This window comes from Sphingoaurantiacus capsulatus (assembly GCF_042648405.1).
GTDB classification, from domain to species: domain Bacteria; phylum Pseudomonadota; class Alphaproteobacteria; order Sphingomonadales; family Sphingomonadaceae; genus Sphingoaurantiacus; species Sphingoaurantiacus capsulatus.
In genome coordinates this window covers 1-15453 of sequence record NZ_JBHRXV010000007.1, presented here as the reverse complement: position 1 = coordinate 15453, position 15453 = coordinate 1, and the positions used below count along the sequence as shown (strand labels likewise).

Annotated in this window: 18 protein-coding genes; 9 read left to right on the top strand and 9 right to left on the bottom strand. The window is 68.8% G+C overall.

Annotation, left to right across the window (positions count from 1 at the left end):
- Positions 1 to 38: 38 nt before the first annotated feature.
- The 3 genes from ACFOMD_RS09065 to ACFOMD_RS09055 are packed head-to-tail and all read right to left on the bottom strand — an operon-like array spanning position 39 to position 2291.
- The gene (locus ACFOMD_RS09065; protein WP_380860151.1) at positions 39 to 617 is read right to left on the bottom strand and encodes a hypothetical protein; all 579 of its coding nucleotides are present in this window, start codon (positions 615 to 617) and stop codon (positions 39 to 41) included.
- The gene (locus ACFOMD_RS09060) at positions 607 to 1089 is read right to left on the bottom strand and encodes an RNA polymerase sigma factor (RefSeq protein ID WP_380860148.1); all 483 of its coding nucleotides are present in this window, start codon (positions 1087 to 1089) and stop codon (positions 607 to 609) included. Before ACFOMD_RS09060 ends, ACFOMD_RS09065 begins: the two co-directional genes overlap by 11 nt.
- Before the next feature lie 41 nt (positions 1090 to 1130).
- Entirely contained in the window at positions 1131 to 2291 is a 1161-nt protein-coding gene (locus tag ACFOMD_RS09055; protein ID WP_380860145.1) for a dipeptidase, read from the bottom strand.
- 156 nt (positions 2292 to 2447) lie between these two features.
- Between ACFOMD_RS09055 and ACFOMD_RS09050 the strand changes: the two genes are divergently transcribed.
- Together ACFOMD_RS09050 and ACFOMD_RS09045 are read left to right on the top strand one after the other, a co-directional pair.
- Positions 2448 to 3857 (top strand): amidohydrolase family protein, encoded by a 1410-nt coding sequence (locus ACFOMD_RS09050; protein ID WP_380860142.1) that lies wholly within the window; start codon positions 2448 to 2450, stop codon positions 3855 to 3857.
- A 14-nt stretch (positions 3858 to 3871) separates the two neighbouring features.
- A complete protein-coding gene (locus ACFOMD_RS09045; RefSeq protein ID WP_380860139.1) occupies positions 3872 to 4126 on the top strand; it encodes a hypothetical protein in 255 nt (84 codons plus the stop codon).
- On the opposite strand, the gene ACFOMD_RS09040 is transcribed toward ACFOMD_RS09045, so the two are convergent.
- The 4 genes from ACFOMD_RS09040 to ACFOMD_RS09025 form a co-directional block, all read right to left on the bottom strand.
- Entirely contained in the window at positions 4123 to 4377 is a 255-nt protein-coding gene (locus ACFOMD_RS09040) for a hypothetical protein (protein ID WP_380860136.1), read from the bottom strand. The two genes, ACFOMD_RS09045 and ACFOMD_RS09040, sit on opposite strands and share 4 nt — an antisense overlap.
- Before the next feature lie 54 nt (positions 4378 to 4431).
- Complete coding sequence (locus ACFOMD_RS09035) at positions 4432 to 4587, bottom strand: hypothetical protein (protein ID WP_380860133.1); 156 nt, start codon at positions 4585 to 4587, stop codon at positions 4432 to 4434.
- Between the two features lie 72 nt (positions 4588 to 4659).
- On the bottom strand, positions 4660 to 5226 hold the full coding sequence (locus ACFOMD_RS09030; RefSeq protein ID WP_380860130.1) for a hypothetical protein: 567 nt from the start codon (positions 5224 to 5226) through the stop codon (positions 4660 to 4662).
- 10 nt (positions 5227 to 5236) lie between these two features.
- Positions 5237 to 5707, bottom strand: a complete 471-nt coding sequence (locus ACFOMD_RS09025; RefSeq protein WP_380860127.1) for a YaiI/YqxD family protein — start codon at positions 5705 to 5707, stop codon at positions 5237 to 5239.
- Between the two features lie 18 nt (positions 5708 to 5725).
- On the opposite strand from ACFOMD_RS09025, the gene ACFOMD_RS09020 reads away from it, so the two are divergent.
- The 4 genes from ACFOMD_RS09020 (at position 5726) to ACFOMD_RS09005 (ending at position 9698) form a co-directional block, all read left to right on the top strand.
- The gene (locus ACFOMD_RS09020; protein WP_380860124.1) at positions 5726 to 6901 is read left to right on the top strand and encodes a BaiN/RdsA family NAD(P)/FAD-dependent oxidoreductase; all 1176 of its coding nucleotides are present in this window, start codon (positions 5726 to 5728) and stop codon (positions 6899 to 6901) included.
- 107 nt (positions 6902 to 7008) lie between these two features.
- Complete coding sequence (locus tag ACFOMD_RS09015) at positions 7009 to 8415, top strand: NAD(P)H-dependent flavin oxidoreductase (RefSeq protein ID WP_380860121.1); 1407 nt, start codon at positions 7009 to 7011, stop codon at positions 8413 to 8415.
- 269 nt (positions 8416 to 8684) lie between these two features.
- On the top strand, positions 8685 to 9035 hold the full coding sequence (locus tag ACFOMD_RS09010; RefSeq protein ID WP_380860389.1) for a YbaN family protein: 351 nt from the start codon (positions 8685 to 8687) through the stop codon (positions 9033 to 9035).
- 72 nt (positions 9036 to 9107) lie between these two features.
- Positions 9108 to 9698: a TetR/AcrR family transcriptional regulator gene (locus ACFOMD_RS09005; protein WP_380860119.1), complete on the top strand. Its 591-nt coding sequence runs from the start codon at positions 9108 to 9110 to the stop codon at positions 9696 to 9698.
- Here ACFOMD_RS09005 and ACFOMD_RS09000 read toward each other — a convergent pair.
- Entirely contained in the window at positions 9695 to 12031 is a 2337-nt protein-coding gene (locus ACFOMD_RS09000) for a S8 family peptidase (RefSeq protein WP_380860116.1), read from the bottom strand. The genes ACFOMD_RS09005 and ACFOMD_RS09000 overlap by 4 nt on opposite strands.
- Before the next feature lie 119 nt (positions 12032 to 12150).
- Between ACFOMD_RS09000 and ACFOMD_RS08995 the strand changes: the two genes are divergently transcribed.
- Together ACFOMD_RS08995 and dapD are read left to right on the top strand one after the other, a co-directional pair.
- Positions 12151 to 12816 carry a pyrimidine 5'-nucleotidase gene (locus tag ACFOMD_RS08995; protein WP_380860113.1) on the top strand — a complete coding sequence of 222 codons (666 nt, stop codon included), beginning with the start codon at positions 12151 to 12153 and terminating at the stop codon, positions 12814 to 12816.
- Positions 12813 to 13646 carry a 2,3,4,5-tetrahydropyridine-2,6-dicarboxylate N-succinyltransferase gene (dapD, locus tag ACFOMD_RS08990; RefSeq protein WP_380860110.1) on the top strand — a complete coding sequence of 278 codons (834 nt, stop codon included), beginning with the start codon at positions 12813 to 12815 and terminating at the stop codon, positions 13644 to 13646. Before ACFOMD_RS08995 ends, dapD begins: the two co-directional genes overlap by 4 nt.
- Before the next feature lie 126 nt (positions 13647 to 13772).
- Here the strand turns inward: dapD and ACFOMD_RS08985 are convergent, their stop codons facing one another.
- Entirely contained in the window at positions 13773 to 14225 is a 453-nt protein-coding gene (locus ACFOMD_RS08985; RefSeq protein ID WP_380860107.1) for a cupin domain-containing protein, read from the bottom strand.
- Between the two features lie 38 nt (positions 14226 to 14263).
- Here ACFOMD_RS08985 and dapE point away from each other — a divergent pair, with 38 nt between their 5' ends.
- Positions 14264 to 15400 (top strand): succinyl-diaminopimelate desuccinylase, encoded by a 1137-nt coding sequence (gene dapE / locus ACFOMD_RS08980; RefSeq protein ID WP_380860104.1) that lies wholly within the window; start codon positions 14264 to 14266, stop codon positions 15398 to 15400.
- Positions 15401 to 15453: the final 53 nt, after the last annotated feature.

The following is a 15453-nucleotide window of genomic DNA, read 5'->3' as shown; positions in this document are numbered from 1 at the left end:
GGGCGGTGCTTCCTCGGGAAGCGCCGCCCGTTGTCGTTTCAGGCAGCCCGATACTCGGCGAGCAGCCGCTCGCACTGCTCCGCCTCGGTGGCGAGCCGCTGGCCGCGCCGCATCTGCCAGAGCCAGCAGCCGAGCGCGGTCAGGCTCCAGCAGAGGCCGAGCCGCCACGTCTCGGCGGCACTCGCACGGCCGATCGCGAACAGCAGCAGCAGCCCGGCGACGGTGCCGGCGAGAATGATCGCCGCGACACGGAAGCCCCACAGCGCGTGGCGCGCGGCGGCGATGCGCCGGCGCGCGAGGTCGAGCAGGCCTTCGGGGCTCTGCTCCGGCTCGGTGCGGGCATCGCGCCACGCGTAGACGAACTCGCTGATCAGCGGCGGCACGCCCACGGTGAAGGCGATGGCGGCGAGCCCGAACACCGGCGGTCCTCCGGTGAGCGCTTCGCGCGAGAACAGGATGGCGATGACGAGATAGCCGAGGATGCCGACGGCGCCCGCCACCAGCCCCAGCTGCCCGCGCAGCCGTCGCCGCGCCGCCTGCCGCTGCAGCCGCGCCGGATCGACCGGGTGCCGCCGCCATTCGGCGCGCAGCTCGTCGAGAAAGGGATCATCGCTCATCGAGCAGCGCCTTCAGTTGCGTCTTCGCCCGGTTGATGCGGACGCCGACATTGGTGCGGGTGAGGCCGAGCGCCTCGGCGATCTCGGCATGGCTCAGATCTTCGAGCAGCAGGGTCATCACCTGCCGGTAGGGCAGCGGCAGCCGCCGCACCGCCGCGGTCAGCCGCCGCGACCGCTCGTCGGCGAGCAGCACATCCTCTGGTGTCGCTGGGTCGGCGTCATCGGCGACGCCCGCCGCCGGCGGGCGGCGGCTCACCTGCCGCATCACATGGGTGACGCCGCGGTTGTGCGCGATGCGGAACACGAAGGGCGCGAGGCTGGCCTCGTCGCGCAGGGTCGGCAGCGCGCGGTGGACGGCGAGCAGGATGTCCTGCGTCAGATCCTCCTGCAGCGCGCGGTCGGCCTCATAGGAGGCGGCGACGCGCGCCAGCCCCGGGCCATAGTCGGCGATGATCCGTTCGAGCGCGCGCATCGCCCGGTTAGTCTGGGGTGGACACGCGCTGCTTACAATATTTAGCGCGGCGCCAGATTTTCCCCCAGGAGGCGCAGCAGATTGCCGCCCATCACCTTGGCGATCTCGTCGCGAGTGAATCCTCGGTCGAGCAGCGCCTGAGTCACCAGCGCCAGCTTCGCTGTATCGAAGCCCACCGTCGTCGCCCCGTCATAGTCCGAGCCGAGCCCGACGTGATCGATGCCGACAAGGTCGCGGACATGCGCGATGGCGGCGGCGACGTTCGCCGGCTCGGTGCCGCAGACGGCGGCGTCCCAGTAGCCGATGCCGATGACGCCACCGGTCTTCGCGACGCCGCGAATCTCGTCGTCGCTGAGGTTGCGGTTGACCTTGCAGGTCGCCTGCACCCCGCCATGCGAGGAGACGACCGGCCGTGTTGCCATCGCCAGCACCTCGGCAACGGTCTGGTGGCTGGCATGCGCGATATCGATGACGATGCGCCGCCGTTCGAGCTCGGCGACCACCTGCCGCCCGAACGGCGTCAGCCCGCCCTTCTTCAGCCCGTGCATCGAGCCGGCGACCTCATTGTCGAAGAAATGCGTGAGCCCGGCCATCCGCAGCCCGGCGGCATCGAGCCGGTCGAGATTGGCCATCCTGCCTTCGAGGTTCTGCAACCCTTCGACCGAGAACAGCGCCCCGGTCACCGGCCGCCCCGCCGCGCGGTCGGCGAGCAGCCGCGACAGGTCGGCGGAGCTTTTGACGAAGCGCAGCCGCCCGTCCGACGCCTCGGCGGCGCGCGCGAGCTTCTCGGCATGCCACAGCGACCGTTCGACCAGCGAGGTCCAAGTGCGCACCGGCTGCAACTGCGCGACGGTCAGCAGGGTGATGTTGTCGCTGTCGGCGCCGTTGGCGTCGTAGTTCTGGCCCTTCGGCGTCTTCGACACCGAGGAGAAGACCTGCAGCGCGACATGCCCTTCCTCGAGCCGCGGCAGATCGACGTGCCCGCGGTCGGCACGGTCGAGCAGATCGCGCTGCCACATCAGCGTATCCGAATGGAGGTCGGCGACCTGCAAGGTCCGGTGCAGCGCGATCGCCTCGGGACTGGCCGTCGCCTTGGTCGGCGCGATCCTGTTCATCCCGCCTTCGACGATCCCCGGCGCGAAAAGGAAAAAGCCGGCCAGCGCCAGCACCATGACGACGCCTATGATCCTGGCGATCCGCATCCGCCTCTCCCCGATGTTCTGAGTCCAGCCTCGGCGGAAGCGGCGTCGCACGCAAACTGAGATTTCTTACAGAATCTTTTTCTGCCGACGCCTGTAAGCGCCACTCCCGCCGCCTCGACTGAAGGGCCGTTCGATACGCGCTTCAACGAGGTTTCGATGCGTTTGCTTTTGCCCGTCCTGCTGCTCTCCGCCGTCGCGGCCACCCCCACCATCGCCGCCGAGCGCGACCTCTACTTCGGCGTCACGCTCGTCGATCCCGAGCGCGAAACGGTTACGCCAAAAAGCTACATCCTCGTGGAGGATGGCCGCATCGTCGCGACCGGGCGCGGCAAGCCCGCCGCGAAGGGCGCGCGCCGCCACGACTTCACCGGCCTCTATGCGCTGCCCGGCCTGATCGACACGCATGCGCATGTCACGCTCGGCCCGGTCGACATCTCGGTCGACAAGGGGGTGCCGAAGCTGCGCACGCTGCCGAGCGACGACATCACCGCGCACAACGCCCGGATGCTGCTGTCCTTCGGCGTGACCACCATCCGCAACCCCGGCGGCGGCACGCGCGAGAATGTCGCCTATGCGCGCGACGTGAAGGCCGGCCGCCTCGCCGGGCCGGAAATGATCTACGCCGCGGAGATCATCGACCGCGGCCCCTTCGGCTTCGAAAACCTCGTGACCCTGGTGTCGCCCGATCGCGGCCCGGCGGCGATCGTCGCCGAGCAGGCCAAGGCGGGCGCCTCCTATGTGAAGCTCTATTCGGGGCTGACCGAGGCCGACATCGCCGACGCGGTGAAGGCCGCCGACGCGCACGGGCTGCGCACCGTCGCGCACCTGTCTTCCGTCAGTTGGCAGCGCGCCGCCGAGCTGGGCGTCAACAGCTTCGTCCACATGATGCCGGTCAGCGCCGACCTGCTGCCCGCCGCCACGCGCGAGGCGTGGCGCAAGGATCACCGGCCCGGCACCTATGAATTCTTCGAATGGTATGAGGCCGCCGATCTCGACGGTCCCGAGGTTCGCCGGCTGATCGCCACGCTCGCCGCGCGCAAGGTGCATGTCGACGCGACGCTGGTCGCCTTTCAGCCGGCCTTCTGGGGCGACGACCCCACGCTTTTCGAGCGCGACATCAGGTACGACCATCCCGCGATGGTCGCGAGCTGGCGCCGCTTCCGCTTCGACATGGGCTGGAAGCCGGCGGACTATGCCCGCGCCAAGGCGGTGTGGCCGCGCGTCCTCGATCTTACCCGCCGCATGTACGAGGCCGGCGTGCCGATGAGCATCGGCACCGACCAGGCCAATCCGTGGATCGCGCCAGGGCTCAGCGTCTCGCGCGAGATGGCGCTGCACCAGCAGGCGGGCATTCCGGCCTGGGCGGTGCTGCGCATGGCGACGTCGGACGCCGCCCGGCTGATCGGCGTCGGCGACCGCACCGGCGCGCTGCGCCCCGGGCTCGAGGCCGACATCCTGTTCATCGCCGCCGATCCCCGCCCCGATCTCGACCGCGTCGCCGACGTGCGCGCGGTGGTCAACAACGGCACGCGGCTCGCGCCCGAGCGGCTGCGCGCCGGCAAGTGAAAGGACCTGCCGTCATGATGCTCACCCTGAAGCGCAAACGCCTCGTCGGCGTCGCCACGCTCGCCGCCGTCCTCGCCGTCTGGATCGGCACCCTGCTCTTCTACCTGCTGTTCGATCCGAACCTGACGCAGTGGACGATCGCGATGGCGGTCGTCGCCGTCGCTACCGAGATCGGTTTGTGGGTCGGCGCCGCCATCGTCGGCGTCACCGCCATCCAGCGGCTGCGCAGCCGCTTCAGCCTGTTCGGAGCGCGCAAGAAAGCGAGCTAGCGCGGCAGGACCGTCCATCCGCGCCGGATCAGCCGGCCGCCATAGATCGCCGCGAGCACGAGGGGCACGAGGGTGATCGTCACCAGCGCGCCCTGCCCGAAGTCGGACCAGAAGCCGCCGCCCGTGAAGGGCCGTGGAAGCAGCAGCCTCAGCGCAACGGACAGCAGCGCCGCCGCGAGAACCAGCCCGGCGCGCAGCAGGAAATAGGGAAAGGATCTGTGCCGTAGCGTCCCGAAAGGCTTGGTGTCCATCGCGCGCATCTCCGTCGCGGCGAAGCTACCGGAGATGTGCGCCGCCGCCAAACCTCAGTCGCCGTCGAGTTCGGCGCGTTCGAGGCGAAGCTTGCGCAGTTCGGCACTGATGAAATCGACGATACCGGTGGAGCCGCGCGACGCATATTCGGCGCGCAGGCTCTCCCACTCCACGATCAGCTTGTCGATGTCGCCCGCGCTACGTTTCATTACGGGCGCGGCTTGCGGGGTGGGGCGTCCAGCGTCAACCCTTATGTCAGGTACCGAACATAAGGTTATCGATCAGTTGCCCCACGGCGGCGGCGGATCGTTGACGACCTTCGTCAGATCGAAGCGCACGCGGAACAGGCGGTTCGGCCGCGACAGTTCGTAGACGAAGGTCTTGCCGGGTTCGACCTCGACCGCCCAGACGTTGGTGGTCGACACCTGCCGGCCTTCGCTCACGAACATCTTCTTGGAGAAATCGTCGACCGGGTAGGCCTGGCGGCCAGCGCTGCCGGCGGCAGCGGTGTCGCCGCCATATTGGGTCAGCTTGTCTTCGCTGCCATCCTTGTGACGGTGATCATGCTTCAGCCGCAGGCCGTCCTTGGTACGGCTGATCACCCAGGTGCGCGAACGGTCGTCGCCGACGTGGAAGGGGATGCGGATCGTGTCGGCGGTGCAGGACCGCACCTGCATGACCAGCGGCTTGCCGGCAAAGTCGGCGTCGGCGGGGTCGTTGGTCTCGACCGTGCCGGCGAAGCTCTTGCCGCAGAGCGCGGTCAGCCGGGCGAAGAAATCATCCTGCGGGGTGGCGGTGGCCGGCGCGGCGAGACCGAGCAGGAGCGAAGCGAGGAGGGTTTTGCGCATGGCCAGCAGCCTAGCCGCCGGGATGCATCCGCTTCAACCGGTTTACCGCCTCGTCGAGCGCGGACAGGAAACGCGAGCGGTCGGTCTTCGAGAAGGGCGCCGGCCCGCCGCTGACTTCGCCCATCGCGCGCAAATCGGCCATCAGCGCGCGCTGCGCGACGGCGTTGCCGATCGATCCGGCGTCGAACGGCTTGCCCGTCGGGCCGATCACCTTGGCGCCCTTCTTCAGCGCGCGGTCGGCGAGCAGGATATCGGCGGTGACGACGATGCTCAGCGGATCGGACCTTTCCGCGATCCAGTCATCGGCGGCGTCGAAGCCCCCATCGACCACCACCCGCTCGATCAACGGCTCGCGCGGCACGTTGATGTAGGCGTTGGCGACGACCTTCACCGGCACGCCGTAGCGGCGGGCGACACGGTACGCCTCCTCCTTCACCGGGCAGGCGTCGCCGTCGATCAGAATTGCAATCGCTCCGTTCAACCCCGATAGCCTCCGCCCGTGAACACCTATGACGTCATCATCCTCGGCGCCGGCGCCGCCGGCCTGATGTGCGCGCTGACCGCCGGCCAGCGCGGGCGGCGCGTGCTGCTGATCGATCACCTCGACCAGCCCGGCGCCAAGATTCTGATCTCGGGCGGCGGCCGCTGCAATTTCACCAACCTAAACACCACCGCCGACCGCTTCCTGTCGGCGAACCCGCATTTCGCACGCTCGGCGCTCGGGCGCTACACGCAGCATGACTTCATCGCGCTCGTCGAGAAGCATGGCATCGCCTATCACGAGAAGACGCTCGGCCAGTTGTTCTGCGACGAATCCGCGAAAAATGTCGTGCAGATGCTGCTTGACGAATGCGCGGCGGGCGGCGTCGATATCCGGCTGTCGACGCATGTGCGCGGCGTCCGCCACGGCGGCGATTTCCAGGTCGAGACCGCCGCCGCGACCTTCACCGCGCCGCGGCTGGTGCTGGCCACCGGCGGCCCGTCGATCCCGAAGATGGGCGCCACCGGGTTCGCCTATGATGTCGCGCGCCAGTTCGGGCTGAAGATCGTCGAGCCGCGTCCGGCACTGGTGCCGCTGACGCTCGGTTCCGAGACGCTCGAAACCGCGCGGGCGCTCGCCGGCGTCGCGGTCGAGGGTCTGGTGAGCGCCGGCGCGGGGCGTTTCCGCGAAGCGGTGCTGTTCACCCATCGCGGCCTCTCCGGCCCGGCGATTCTGCAAGTCTCCTCCTATTGGCGGCACCGCGAGCCGGTCATCATTGACCTCGCCCCCGACGCCGACGCCTTCGTCTTCCTCAAGGATCGCAAGCGCGAGCGGCCGAAGGCGGAGGTGAAGACCTTGCTCGCCGAACTGCTGCCCACCCGCCTGGCGCAGGCCATCGCCGAAGAACTGGGGCTCACCGGCGGCATCGCCAACCTGCCCGATCGCACGCTCGAAGCCGTCGGCAAGCGCATCAACGCCTGGTCGTTCGTGCCGACCGGCACCGAAGGCTTCGCCAAGGCCGAAGTGACGGCGGGCGGCGTCGATACCGCCGGCCTCTCCCAGAAGACGCTCGAAGCCACCAAAGTCCCCGGCCTGCATATCATCGGCGAGGCGGTCGACGTCACCGGCTGGCTCGGCGGCTATAATTTCCAATGGGCGTGGTCGAGCGGCTGGGCGGCGGGTCAAGCCGTGTAGGGAGCCGTTCGCCCGACTTGAGCGTTTTTCCAGCGCATTTTCCCCTCCGAACGCCTATATGACGGCGCACGAAGGCCGCCAGCAACGGCCGCAAGAGAACGGAACCTATGTTCAAGGGTATCAATCCGATCCTCATGGGCGGGCGCGAAGTATTGCCGCTCGTCGAGGGCGGCAAGGGTGTTGCGGCGACCAACCATCATTCGTCGGGCGCCTGGGCCGCCGCGGGTGGCATCGGCACCGTCTCGGCGGTGAACGCCGACAGCTTCGATGCCGAAGGCAAGATCATCCCGCAGGTGTACCGCGCGCTGACCCGCCGCGAACGCCACGAGGAGCTGGTCGACTATGCCATCGCCGGTGCCGTCGACCAGGTGAAGCGCGCCTACGATATCGCGTCGGGCCGCGGCGCCATCAACATCAACGTTCTCTGGGAAATGGGCGGTGCGCAGCGCGTGCTGCAGGGCGTGCTCGAACGCGCCAAGGGCCTGATCAACGGCGTCACCTGCGGCGCCGGCATGCCCTACAAGCTGTCCGAGATCGCCGCACACCACGGCGTGCACTATTACCCGATCATCTCGTCCGCCCGCGCTTTCCGCGCGCTGTGGAAGCGCGCCTATTCGAAGGCGGCGGAGTGGCTCGGCGCGGTGGTCTATGAGGATCCCTGGCTCGCCGGCGGCCACAACGGCCTGTCGAACGCCGAGGACCCGCGTGCCCCGCAGGATCCCTATCCGCGCGTCCGCGACCTGCGTGCGACGATGCGCGAGGTCGGCATTTCGGACGATGTGCCGATCATCATGGCGGGCGGCGTCTGGTTCCTGCGCGAGTGGGAGGACTGGATCGGCAACCCCGAACTCGGCGCCATCGCCTTTCAGTTCGGCACCCGGCCGCTGCTGACGCAGGAAAGCCCGATCCCCGACGTTTGGAAGCAAAAGCTGATGACGCTGAAGAAGGGCGACATCCTGCTGCATCAATTCTCGCCGACCGGCTTCTATTCGTCGGCGGTGCGCAACACCTATCTGCGTGGGCTCGAAGCGCGGTCGGAGCGGCAGATCGCCTTTTCGACCGAGGCGGCGGGCGACCACCAGTTCCTGCTCGATGTCGGCGTTGGCCGCGGCAAGAAATATTACGTCACCCGCGACGACCTGCTGCGCGCCCGCGAATGGGACGGCTATGGCTATACCCAGGCGCTGAAGACCCCCGACAACACCTTGGTGTTCGAGGCACCCGACGAGGTGAAGGTGGTTCGTAAGGACCAGGCCGACTGCATGGGCTGCCTCAGCCAGTGCCAGTTCTCCGCCTGGGCCGACAACGAGACCAACTCGACCGGCCGCCTCGCCGACCCGCGAAGCTTCTGCATCCAGAAGACGCTGCAGGACATCGCCCACGGCGGCGACCCCGAGCATAATCTGATGTTCGCGGGGCACGCGGCCTACCGCTTCGGCGAGGACCCCTTTTATTCGAACGGGTTCGTGCCGACGGTGAAGCAACTCGTCGAACGCATCCAGACCGGGGACTAAAAGGGGCTAGGCCGACAGGCTATGCCATTCGTGATGGCACGGAGGGGTCGAATGGGTAGGAGCTGGCGCGCAGGCGGGCCTGAAGGCCCCCGGCAAGCGTCGGCGACGCACCCATTCGACCCCTCCGTGCCACCCGCAGGGCGGCGTCAGGAAGTCCGGCTCAGCGCTCGCTTCGCTTGCCAGCTACTGAGTTGTAGCTGGCTTCGCTCCCTCACTCGCCCCGGACTTCCTGACGCCGTCACGAACGGCATAGCCTGTCGGCCTAGCCCCTGATGCAGCCGGTCTATCTGACGATCGGCATCGTCTCCGTCGCGCTGGGGGTCATCGGCATCGTGGTGCCGCTGCTCCCGACCGTCCCGTTCATGATCCTCGCCGCCTTCTGCTTCGCCAAGGCCAATCCGGTCTGGGAGAAGCGGCTGCTCGACCATCCGCGCTTTGGCCCGCACATCGTCGCGTGGCGCGAACGCGGGGCGATCAGCAAGCGCGGCAAGATCATGGCGCTAGTCGCGCTGGCGGCGAGCGCCGTCATCGGACTCGTCGCGCTCGACAGCTGGCATGCCTACATGCCGCTCGCGGTCGCGCTGATCAGCGGCACCTGGATTGCCACCCGCCCGTCTTGACCCCGTAACAAATGTGAGTCGATACTCACGCTTCTAGGGACTCGCGAGACGGGGGTTAGCGAGATGGGGGTAGTGGCTCTTGCCGCGCGCAAGATGCCTGTGCAGCCACGCGCACAGGCGACGGTTGAAGCGATTCTGGCGGCGGCCGCCGGCATTCTCGAACGCGAAGGGCCGACCCGGCTGACCACCAATGCGGTGGCGGCGCAGGCCGGCGTCAGCATCGGGTCGCTCTATCAATATTTTCCGAACAAGCAGGCGCTCACCGCCGCGCTGATCGAGCGCTCGTCGGGCAGCCTCGAAACCTCGGTCGTGCAGGCCGGGCGCGATGCCAAGACGATGCTGTTCGAAGCCGGGCTGCGGCTGCTGGTGCGCACCATCGTGCGCCACCAGCTCGACCGGCCGGGGCTCGAACGCACGCTCGCCTACGAGGGCCGGCGCCTGCCGGTCGACGACGGCGCCGCGCGCCGCGTCAACGTGGTGATCCGCAGCTTCCTCGAGCAGCATCGCGGCCGCCTGTGGGGCAGCGACATCAATGCCGCCGCCGATGACGTCCAGTCGATGACGCGCTCGCTGACCGACGCCTCGGTGCGCCGCGGCGACCGCAACGCCGATCTGATTGAGCTGCGCGTGGTGCGAGCCTTGCGCGGATATCTCTGCCGCTAGAAGCCGACGCGGTACCGCAAGGCAGCACCTAGATCGTCGCGGCGTGCCGCGACGTGGCCGGGCTCGTTGCGCCAGTAGACGTGCGTACCGACTTCGCCGCCGAGCAGCGTCACGCTGTACGCCGCCTCGACGTCGAGCTCGCGCCCTGACGGCGTCAGGTTCGCCGAGCGGTTCTCGAAGCGCGTGGCGAGCGTCGCATAGTCATAGTCGACCGGCACCGCGAGCTGCAGGCTGCCGCCGCTGACCCGCAGCGGCTGCGCGATGCGCAAGTCGAAGCGGTCGCCGCCGAACAGCCGCTCCTTGGCGACGTCGAACTGGAAGCCGAAGCTGCGGATGCCGTCCGCGCGCGTGACGAGGCCGCCGCCGGTCTCGGCATTGGTCCAGCCCTGCCGCGCGCCCGCGCCGAGGATGAAGCCCGAGCCGAGCGGCAGCTTCGCGTGGATATTGGCGAAGCGGGTCCGTGCGCCCTGCAGGCCGAGCGCCGGACCCGACCAGCTGCCGAGCACCGAGTCGCTCTCGTTCATCTGGCTCACACCGAGCCGCAGCTCGACCGGGCCGACACGCCGTGCCGCCTCGATCGCCACGGTGTCGACGCTGCCCTCGCGCTGCCTGTCGAAGCCGAAGCGGCGCGGATCGTTGGCGCGCGCATGGCTGGCGGCAAAGCCAAGCGACCAGCGGCCGGCCTGCCGGGTGAACGCGGTGGAGGTGCGGTCGTGCGCCGCGAAGCCCGCCGCGGTCAGCGGGTCGGCGCCGGTGATGAAGGCGCCGTCCGGGTTACCGCCGGTCATCGAGCCGAGCAGCGTCTCCGCGCCATAGCCGACGGCGACGCCCATCCGCGTCGTCGCGTCGAGCCGGCTGGCGATGAGCCCGCTCGTCGCCTGCATCCGGTCGCCCGCCTGCGAATCGACGCCGATCTGCGCGAGGCCCACCCACGGCCGTGTCGAGGTGGCGGGCGCGATGTTGAGGAACAGATAGCCGTTGTCGCCGCCGACCCCGACACCGCGGGTGCGATCGGCAAGGCGTCCCGCAAGCGGGCGCTGAACGGGTGCCGCCGCAATGGTGCCGGCGAGATCGATGGCGAAGGCGCGATCGAAGCCATCGAGGATCACCGCGCCCTGCAGCGCGCTCCCCAGTTGCACGCCGTCGCCGAAGGCACCGCCGAGGATGCCATTGTCGTCGGTAACCGGTATCGCGCTGCCGGCGAGCGAGGTGCCGCCGATCGGCTGGAAGGCGCGCGTCAGGCTGAGGATGCCGCGGCCGAAGTCGGGGTCGGTGCCCGCGACGCCGCCGTCGGTTGCCGAGGTGAACAGCAGCTCGACCACTTGCGCAGCGGTCAGGTTCGGGAAGGCGCTGATCAGCAGCGCCGCCGCCGCCGACACCTGCGGCGCGGCATAGGAGGTGCCGCTGTACAGGAAGGACTGGCCAGTATTGTCGAAGCTACGGACCCGGTAACCGAGCGCCGCCAGATAGCGAGCGGCGCCGGTGCCGGCCTTGTTGCTGAAGCTCGACATCGCAGCGGGGTCGAGCGCGGTGCCGACCGAGCCGGCGATGATCACCTGGTTGCGCGCCACCATGTCGGTGGCGATCAGCGCCAGCGGATCGGGCTGCGCCGCGCCGTCATTGCCGGCGGAGATGACGACGATCGCGCCGGCGGTGGTCGCCCGTGCGATGGCGTTGCGCAGATTGGCATTCGCCGACGATCCGCCGAGCGACATGTTGATGACGCGCGCGCCGCTCGTCACCGCGACATCGATGGCGCGCGCCAGTGAATTGTCGCTGTGCTGGCAGCCATCGGTACTGCCGCAACTGCCGACCGTATCGGTGCGCAGCGCCAGCAAGGTCGCGCCGAAGGCGGCGCCCTGGATGGCGTTGTCGTTCCGGGCAGCAAGCAAGGTCGCGGCGACCGAGGTGCCGTGGCCATCCGAATCGTCGATGCCGCGACCGCTGCCGGCGATGTCCTGGCTGGCAGTGTGGATGCGCCCCGAGAATTCGGCGCTGTCGGTATCGACGCCCGAGTCGAGCACCGCCACGGTTACCCCGGCGCCGGTGGCGCCGCGGTTGTAGGCGGTGATCGCGTTCATGTGCACCGCACCGCTCGAGCGGGTGTACTCGGTGGTGTTGTAGTTGATCGACGCCGGCGTTGGAGTCGGGGTGGGCGTCGGTGCCGGCGTGGGGGCGAGCACCACCGGTGTCGGCGTCGGAGTCGCGCTGCCGGCCGGCGGCGTCGGAATGGTGGCGGTTCCCCCACCGCCGCCGCCCCCGCAGGCGGTGAGAAAGACAGCGCCCGCAAGCGCAGTGGCGGCGCGCATCCGCACCTTCGACGAACTCAACACGATAAGACCCCCCGGTCCCCACGCGCCCCCCAACGGGCGGCGGCTGTTTACCACGATAAGGGTCACCCGAATATTAACGTTTCGCCTGCGACTCCTGGGCGGCTATACGCGCGGACGACATGGACCTGTCGCGCATCTCCACCTGGATTTTCGACCTCGACAACACGCTCTATCCGCCGAGCGCCAACCTGTTCGGGCAGATCGACGTTCGGATGGGCGACTATATCTCGCGCCTGCTCGCCTGCGACCGGGCGGAAGCCTACCGGGTACAGAAGGCGTTCTTCCACGAGCATGGGACGACGCTGCGCGGCCTGATGGACCATCACGACGTCAGCCCCAACGAGTTCCTGAGCTACGTCCACGACGTCGACATGGATGTGCTGGAGCAGGATGTCCGCGTCATCGAGGGGATCGCGGCGCTGCCAGGGCGCAAGCTGGTCTTCACCAACGGCGACGCGCCCTATGCGGGGAAGGTGCTCGACCGGCTCGGCCTTGCGCACGCGTTCGAGTCGATCTTCGACATCCACGCCACCGATTACATCCCCAAGCCCGATCCGCGTGCCTATCAGGGGCTGTGCGACGCCTATGGAATCGACCCAACGACCGCGCTGTTCGTCGAGGACATGGCGCGCAACTTGCGCCCGGCGAAAGCCATCGGCATGACCACCGTCTGGGTCAACAACGGCTCCGAGCGCGGCGATCACGAGGCGTGCGCGAGCTATATCGATATCGAGATCAACGACGTCGGCGCCTGGCTCGCCGGCCTGAACCGGGAGCTGTCATGAGCATCGAAGCGATCATCGAAGCAGGCTGGGATTCGCGCGACGGCGTCAACGCCGGCACGACCGGCGAGCTGCGCGACGCGGTCGACGCCGCGCTCGCCGGCCTCGACGACGGCAGCTACCGCGTCGCCGAAAAGGCCGGCGACGGCTGGCAGGTCAACCAGTGGCTGAAGAAGGCGGTGCTGCTGTCCTTCCGCTTCAACGACAACAGTCTGATCGCCGGCGCGCCCGGCGACGCCAGCTGGTGGGACAAGGTGCCGTCGAAGTTCGACGGCTGGGGCGAGAACCGCTTCCGCGCCACGGGTTTCCGCGCTGTCCCCGGCTCGGTCGTGCGCCGCGGCGCCTTCATCGCGCCGGGCGCGGTGCTGATGCCGAGCTTCGTCAACATCGGCGCCTATGTCGGCGAGGGCACGATGGTCGACACCTGGGCGACGGTCGGCTCCTGCGCGCAGATCGGCAAGAACGTCCATTTGTCGGGCGGCGCCGGCATCGGCGGCGTGCTCGAGCCGCTGCAGGCCAATCCGGTGATCATCGAGGACGGCGCCTTCATCGGCGCGCGCGCCGAGGTGGCGGAAGGCGTGATCGTCGAAACCGGCGCGGTGCTGTCGATGGGCGTCTATCTCGGCGCCTCGACCAAGATCGTCGACCGCGCCACCGGCGAAGTGTTCGTCGGCCGCGTCCCTGCCTACTCGGTGGTGGTGCCGGGCAATCTCCCCGGCAAGCCGCTGCCCGACGGCACCCCGGGGCCGAGCCTCTATTGCGCGGTCATCGTCAAGCGCGTCGACGCGCAGACCCGCGCCAAGACCGGCATCAACGAGCTGCTCCGCGACTAATCGTAATCCTCTCCCTTGAGGGGAGAGGGCGACTCGCGCCAGCGAGCGGGGTGAGGGTGGTCGCCGGTTAGCGTCCGCTCTCCGGCCACCCTCTCCCCAACCCCTCTCCCCTCCAGGGAGAGGGGCTCAGTAGGGGCGACCGTCCGTGTGCGTGTAGCCGCCGTCGTTGCGCGGCAGGTGCATGTCGATGTCAGGGTAGGTGCAGCTATCCGACGGCTTGTCGGGGCCGACCGCGAGGAACAGCGCGTCGGCATCCGACCGGTTGACCAGATGATGCGCGTCGGTGACGCCCGCCTTGAACGCGGCGCAATCGCCGGGCCGCATCAGAGTCTCGCCCACATCGGTGATCAGCATCGCCTCACCAGCGACCATCATCACGAACTCGTCCTCCTCGCTGTGCCAGTGGCGCTGGCTCGACCAGGCGCCGGGCGCGAGGCGGCAGAGGTTGGCGGCAAAGTCCTTCAGGCCCGCGACATCGGCGAGCCGCTGGTAGCTGCGGCCGGCCACGGCCTCGGCATAGGGCGCGGGATAGCCGCTGTGGCTGATCACCGGCACGGCGGCGACATCGATCTTCGGCATGTTGCTCCTCGTTCGGCCAACCGGCTACACGAGGGGCGATGACAAGCAATCCCGTCGCGCTCGCGCAAGAGCTGATCCGCTGCCCGAGCGTCACCCCGGCCGACGCCGGCGCGCTCGACGTACTCGCCGGCGAGCTGCGGTCGCGCGGCTTCACCGTCGAGCTATTGACCTTCGGCGAGGCGCCCGACGGCCCGATCCGCAACCTGTTCGCGCGGCGGGGCGACAGCGGCCCGCATTTCGCCTTCGCCGGCCATACCGATGTGGTGCCGGTCGGCGACGTCGCCGCCTGGTCGCTCGATCCCTTCGCCGCCGAGATCCGCAACGGCCAGCTCGTCGGGCGCGGCGCCGCGGACATGAAGGGCGCGATCGCCGCCTTCGTCGCCGCCATCGACCGCGCCGGGCCGCTCCCCGGATCGTTGTCGCTGGTCATCACCGGCGACGAGGAAGGGCCGGCGACCTTCGGCACCACCAAGCTGCTCGACTGGATGGAAGCGAACGGCCACGTCCCCGACGCCTGCCTCGTCGGCGAGCCGACCAGCGCGCAGCGCCTCGGCGACATGGTGAAGGTCGGCCGGCGCGGATCGGTCAACGCCTGGATCACCGTCAACGGCGCGCAGGGCCATGTCGCCTACCCCGCCCGCGCCGACAACCCGATCACCCGGCTGGTGCGCATCCTCGCCGATTTGAAGGGCCGGCTGCTCGACGAGGGCTCCGACTGGTTCGACGCCTCCAACCTCGAGATCACCGATGTGACGGTCGGCAACCCGGCGACCAACGTCATCCCGGCGCAGGCCCGCGCGCGCATCAACATCCGCTTCAACGACCTCCATCGCGGCAGCGAACTGGAGGCGTGGATTCGCGAGACGGTCGCCGCGCACGCCCCCGCCAACGAGGTCGAGGTGAAGATTTCCGGCGAGTCCTTCCTGACCGAGCCCGGCGACTTCAGCGCCGTCATCGTCGAGGCCATCGAGGCGGTGACGGGCGTGACGCCCGAGCTGTCGACCAGCGGCGGCACCTCCGACGCGCGCTTTATCCGCCGCCTGTGCCCGGTCGTCGAATTCGGCCTGCCCGGCCAGTCGATGCACAAGGTCGACGAGGTCGTTGCGGTCGACGACCTTGAGCGACTGACCGACATCTACGCCGAGTTGCTGCGCCGCTGGTTCGCCAGCCGCTAGAGCGGGATGATTTTCCTCTGAATCGAATTTGGATTCCCTCAGTGGGCTTGTTG

Coding starts and splice junctions, on each gene's coding strand:
- ACFOMD_RS09055 (WP_380860145.1), bottom strand. CDS start 2,291: ATGCGGATCGCCAGGATCATAGGCGTCGTCATGGTGCTGGCGCTGGCC.
- dapD (WP_380860110.1), top strand. CDS start 12,813: ATGAGCATCGAAGCGATCATCGAAGCAGGCTGGGATTCGCGCGACGGC.
- ACFOMD_RS09065 (WP_380860151.1), bottom strand. CDS start 617: ATGAGCGATGATCCCTTTCTCGACGAGCTGCGCGCCGAATGGCGGCGG.
- ACFOMD_RS09045 (WP_380860139.1), top strand. CDS start 3,872: ATGATGCTCACCCTGAAGCGCAAACGCCTCGTCGGCGTCGCCACGCTC.
- ACFOMD_RS09040 (WP_380860136.1), bottom strand. CDS start 4,377: ATGGACACCAAGCCTTTCGGGACGCTACGGCACAGATCCTTTCCCTAT.
- ACFOMD_RS08985 (WP_380860107.1), bottom strand. CDS start 14,225: ATGCCGAAGATCGATGTCGCCGCCGTGCCGGTGATCAGCCACAGCGGC.
- dapE (WP_380860104.1), top strand. CDS start 14,264: ATGACAAGCAATCCCGTCGCGCTCGCGCAAGAGCTGATCCGCTGCCCG.
- ACFOMD_RS09035 (WP_380860133.1), bottom strand. CDS start 4,587: ATGAAACGTAGCGCGGGCGACATCGACAAGCTGATCGTGGAGTGGGAG.
- ACFOMD_RS09060 (WP_380860148.1), bottom strand. CDS start 1,089: ATGCGCGCGCTCGAACGGATCATCGCCGACTATGGCCCGGGGCTGGCG.
- ACFOMD_RS09015 (WP_380860121.1), top strand. CDS start 7,009: ATGTTCAAGGGTATCAATCCGATCCTCATGGGCGGGCGCGAAGTATTG.
- ACFOMD_RS08995 (WP_380860113.1), top strand. CDS start 12,151: ATGGACCTGTCGCGCATCTCCACCTGGATTTTCGACCTCGACAACACG.
- ACFOMD_RS09050 (WP_380860142.1), top strand. CDS start 2,448: ATGCGTTTGCTTTTGCCCGTCCTGCTGCTCTCCGCCGTCGCGGCCACC.
- ACFOMD_RS09030 (WP_380860130.1), bottom strand. CDS start 5,226: ATGCGCAAAACCCTCCTCGCTTCGCTCCTGCTCGGTCTCGCCGCGCCG.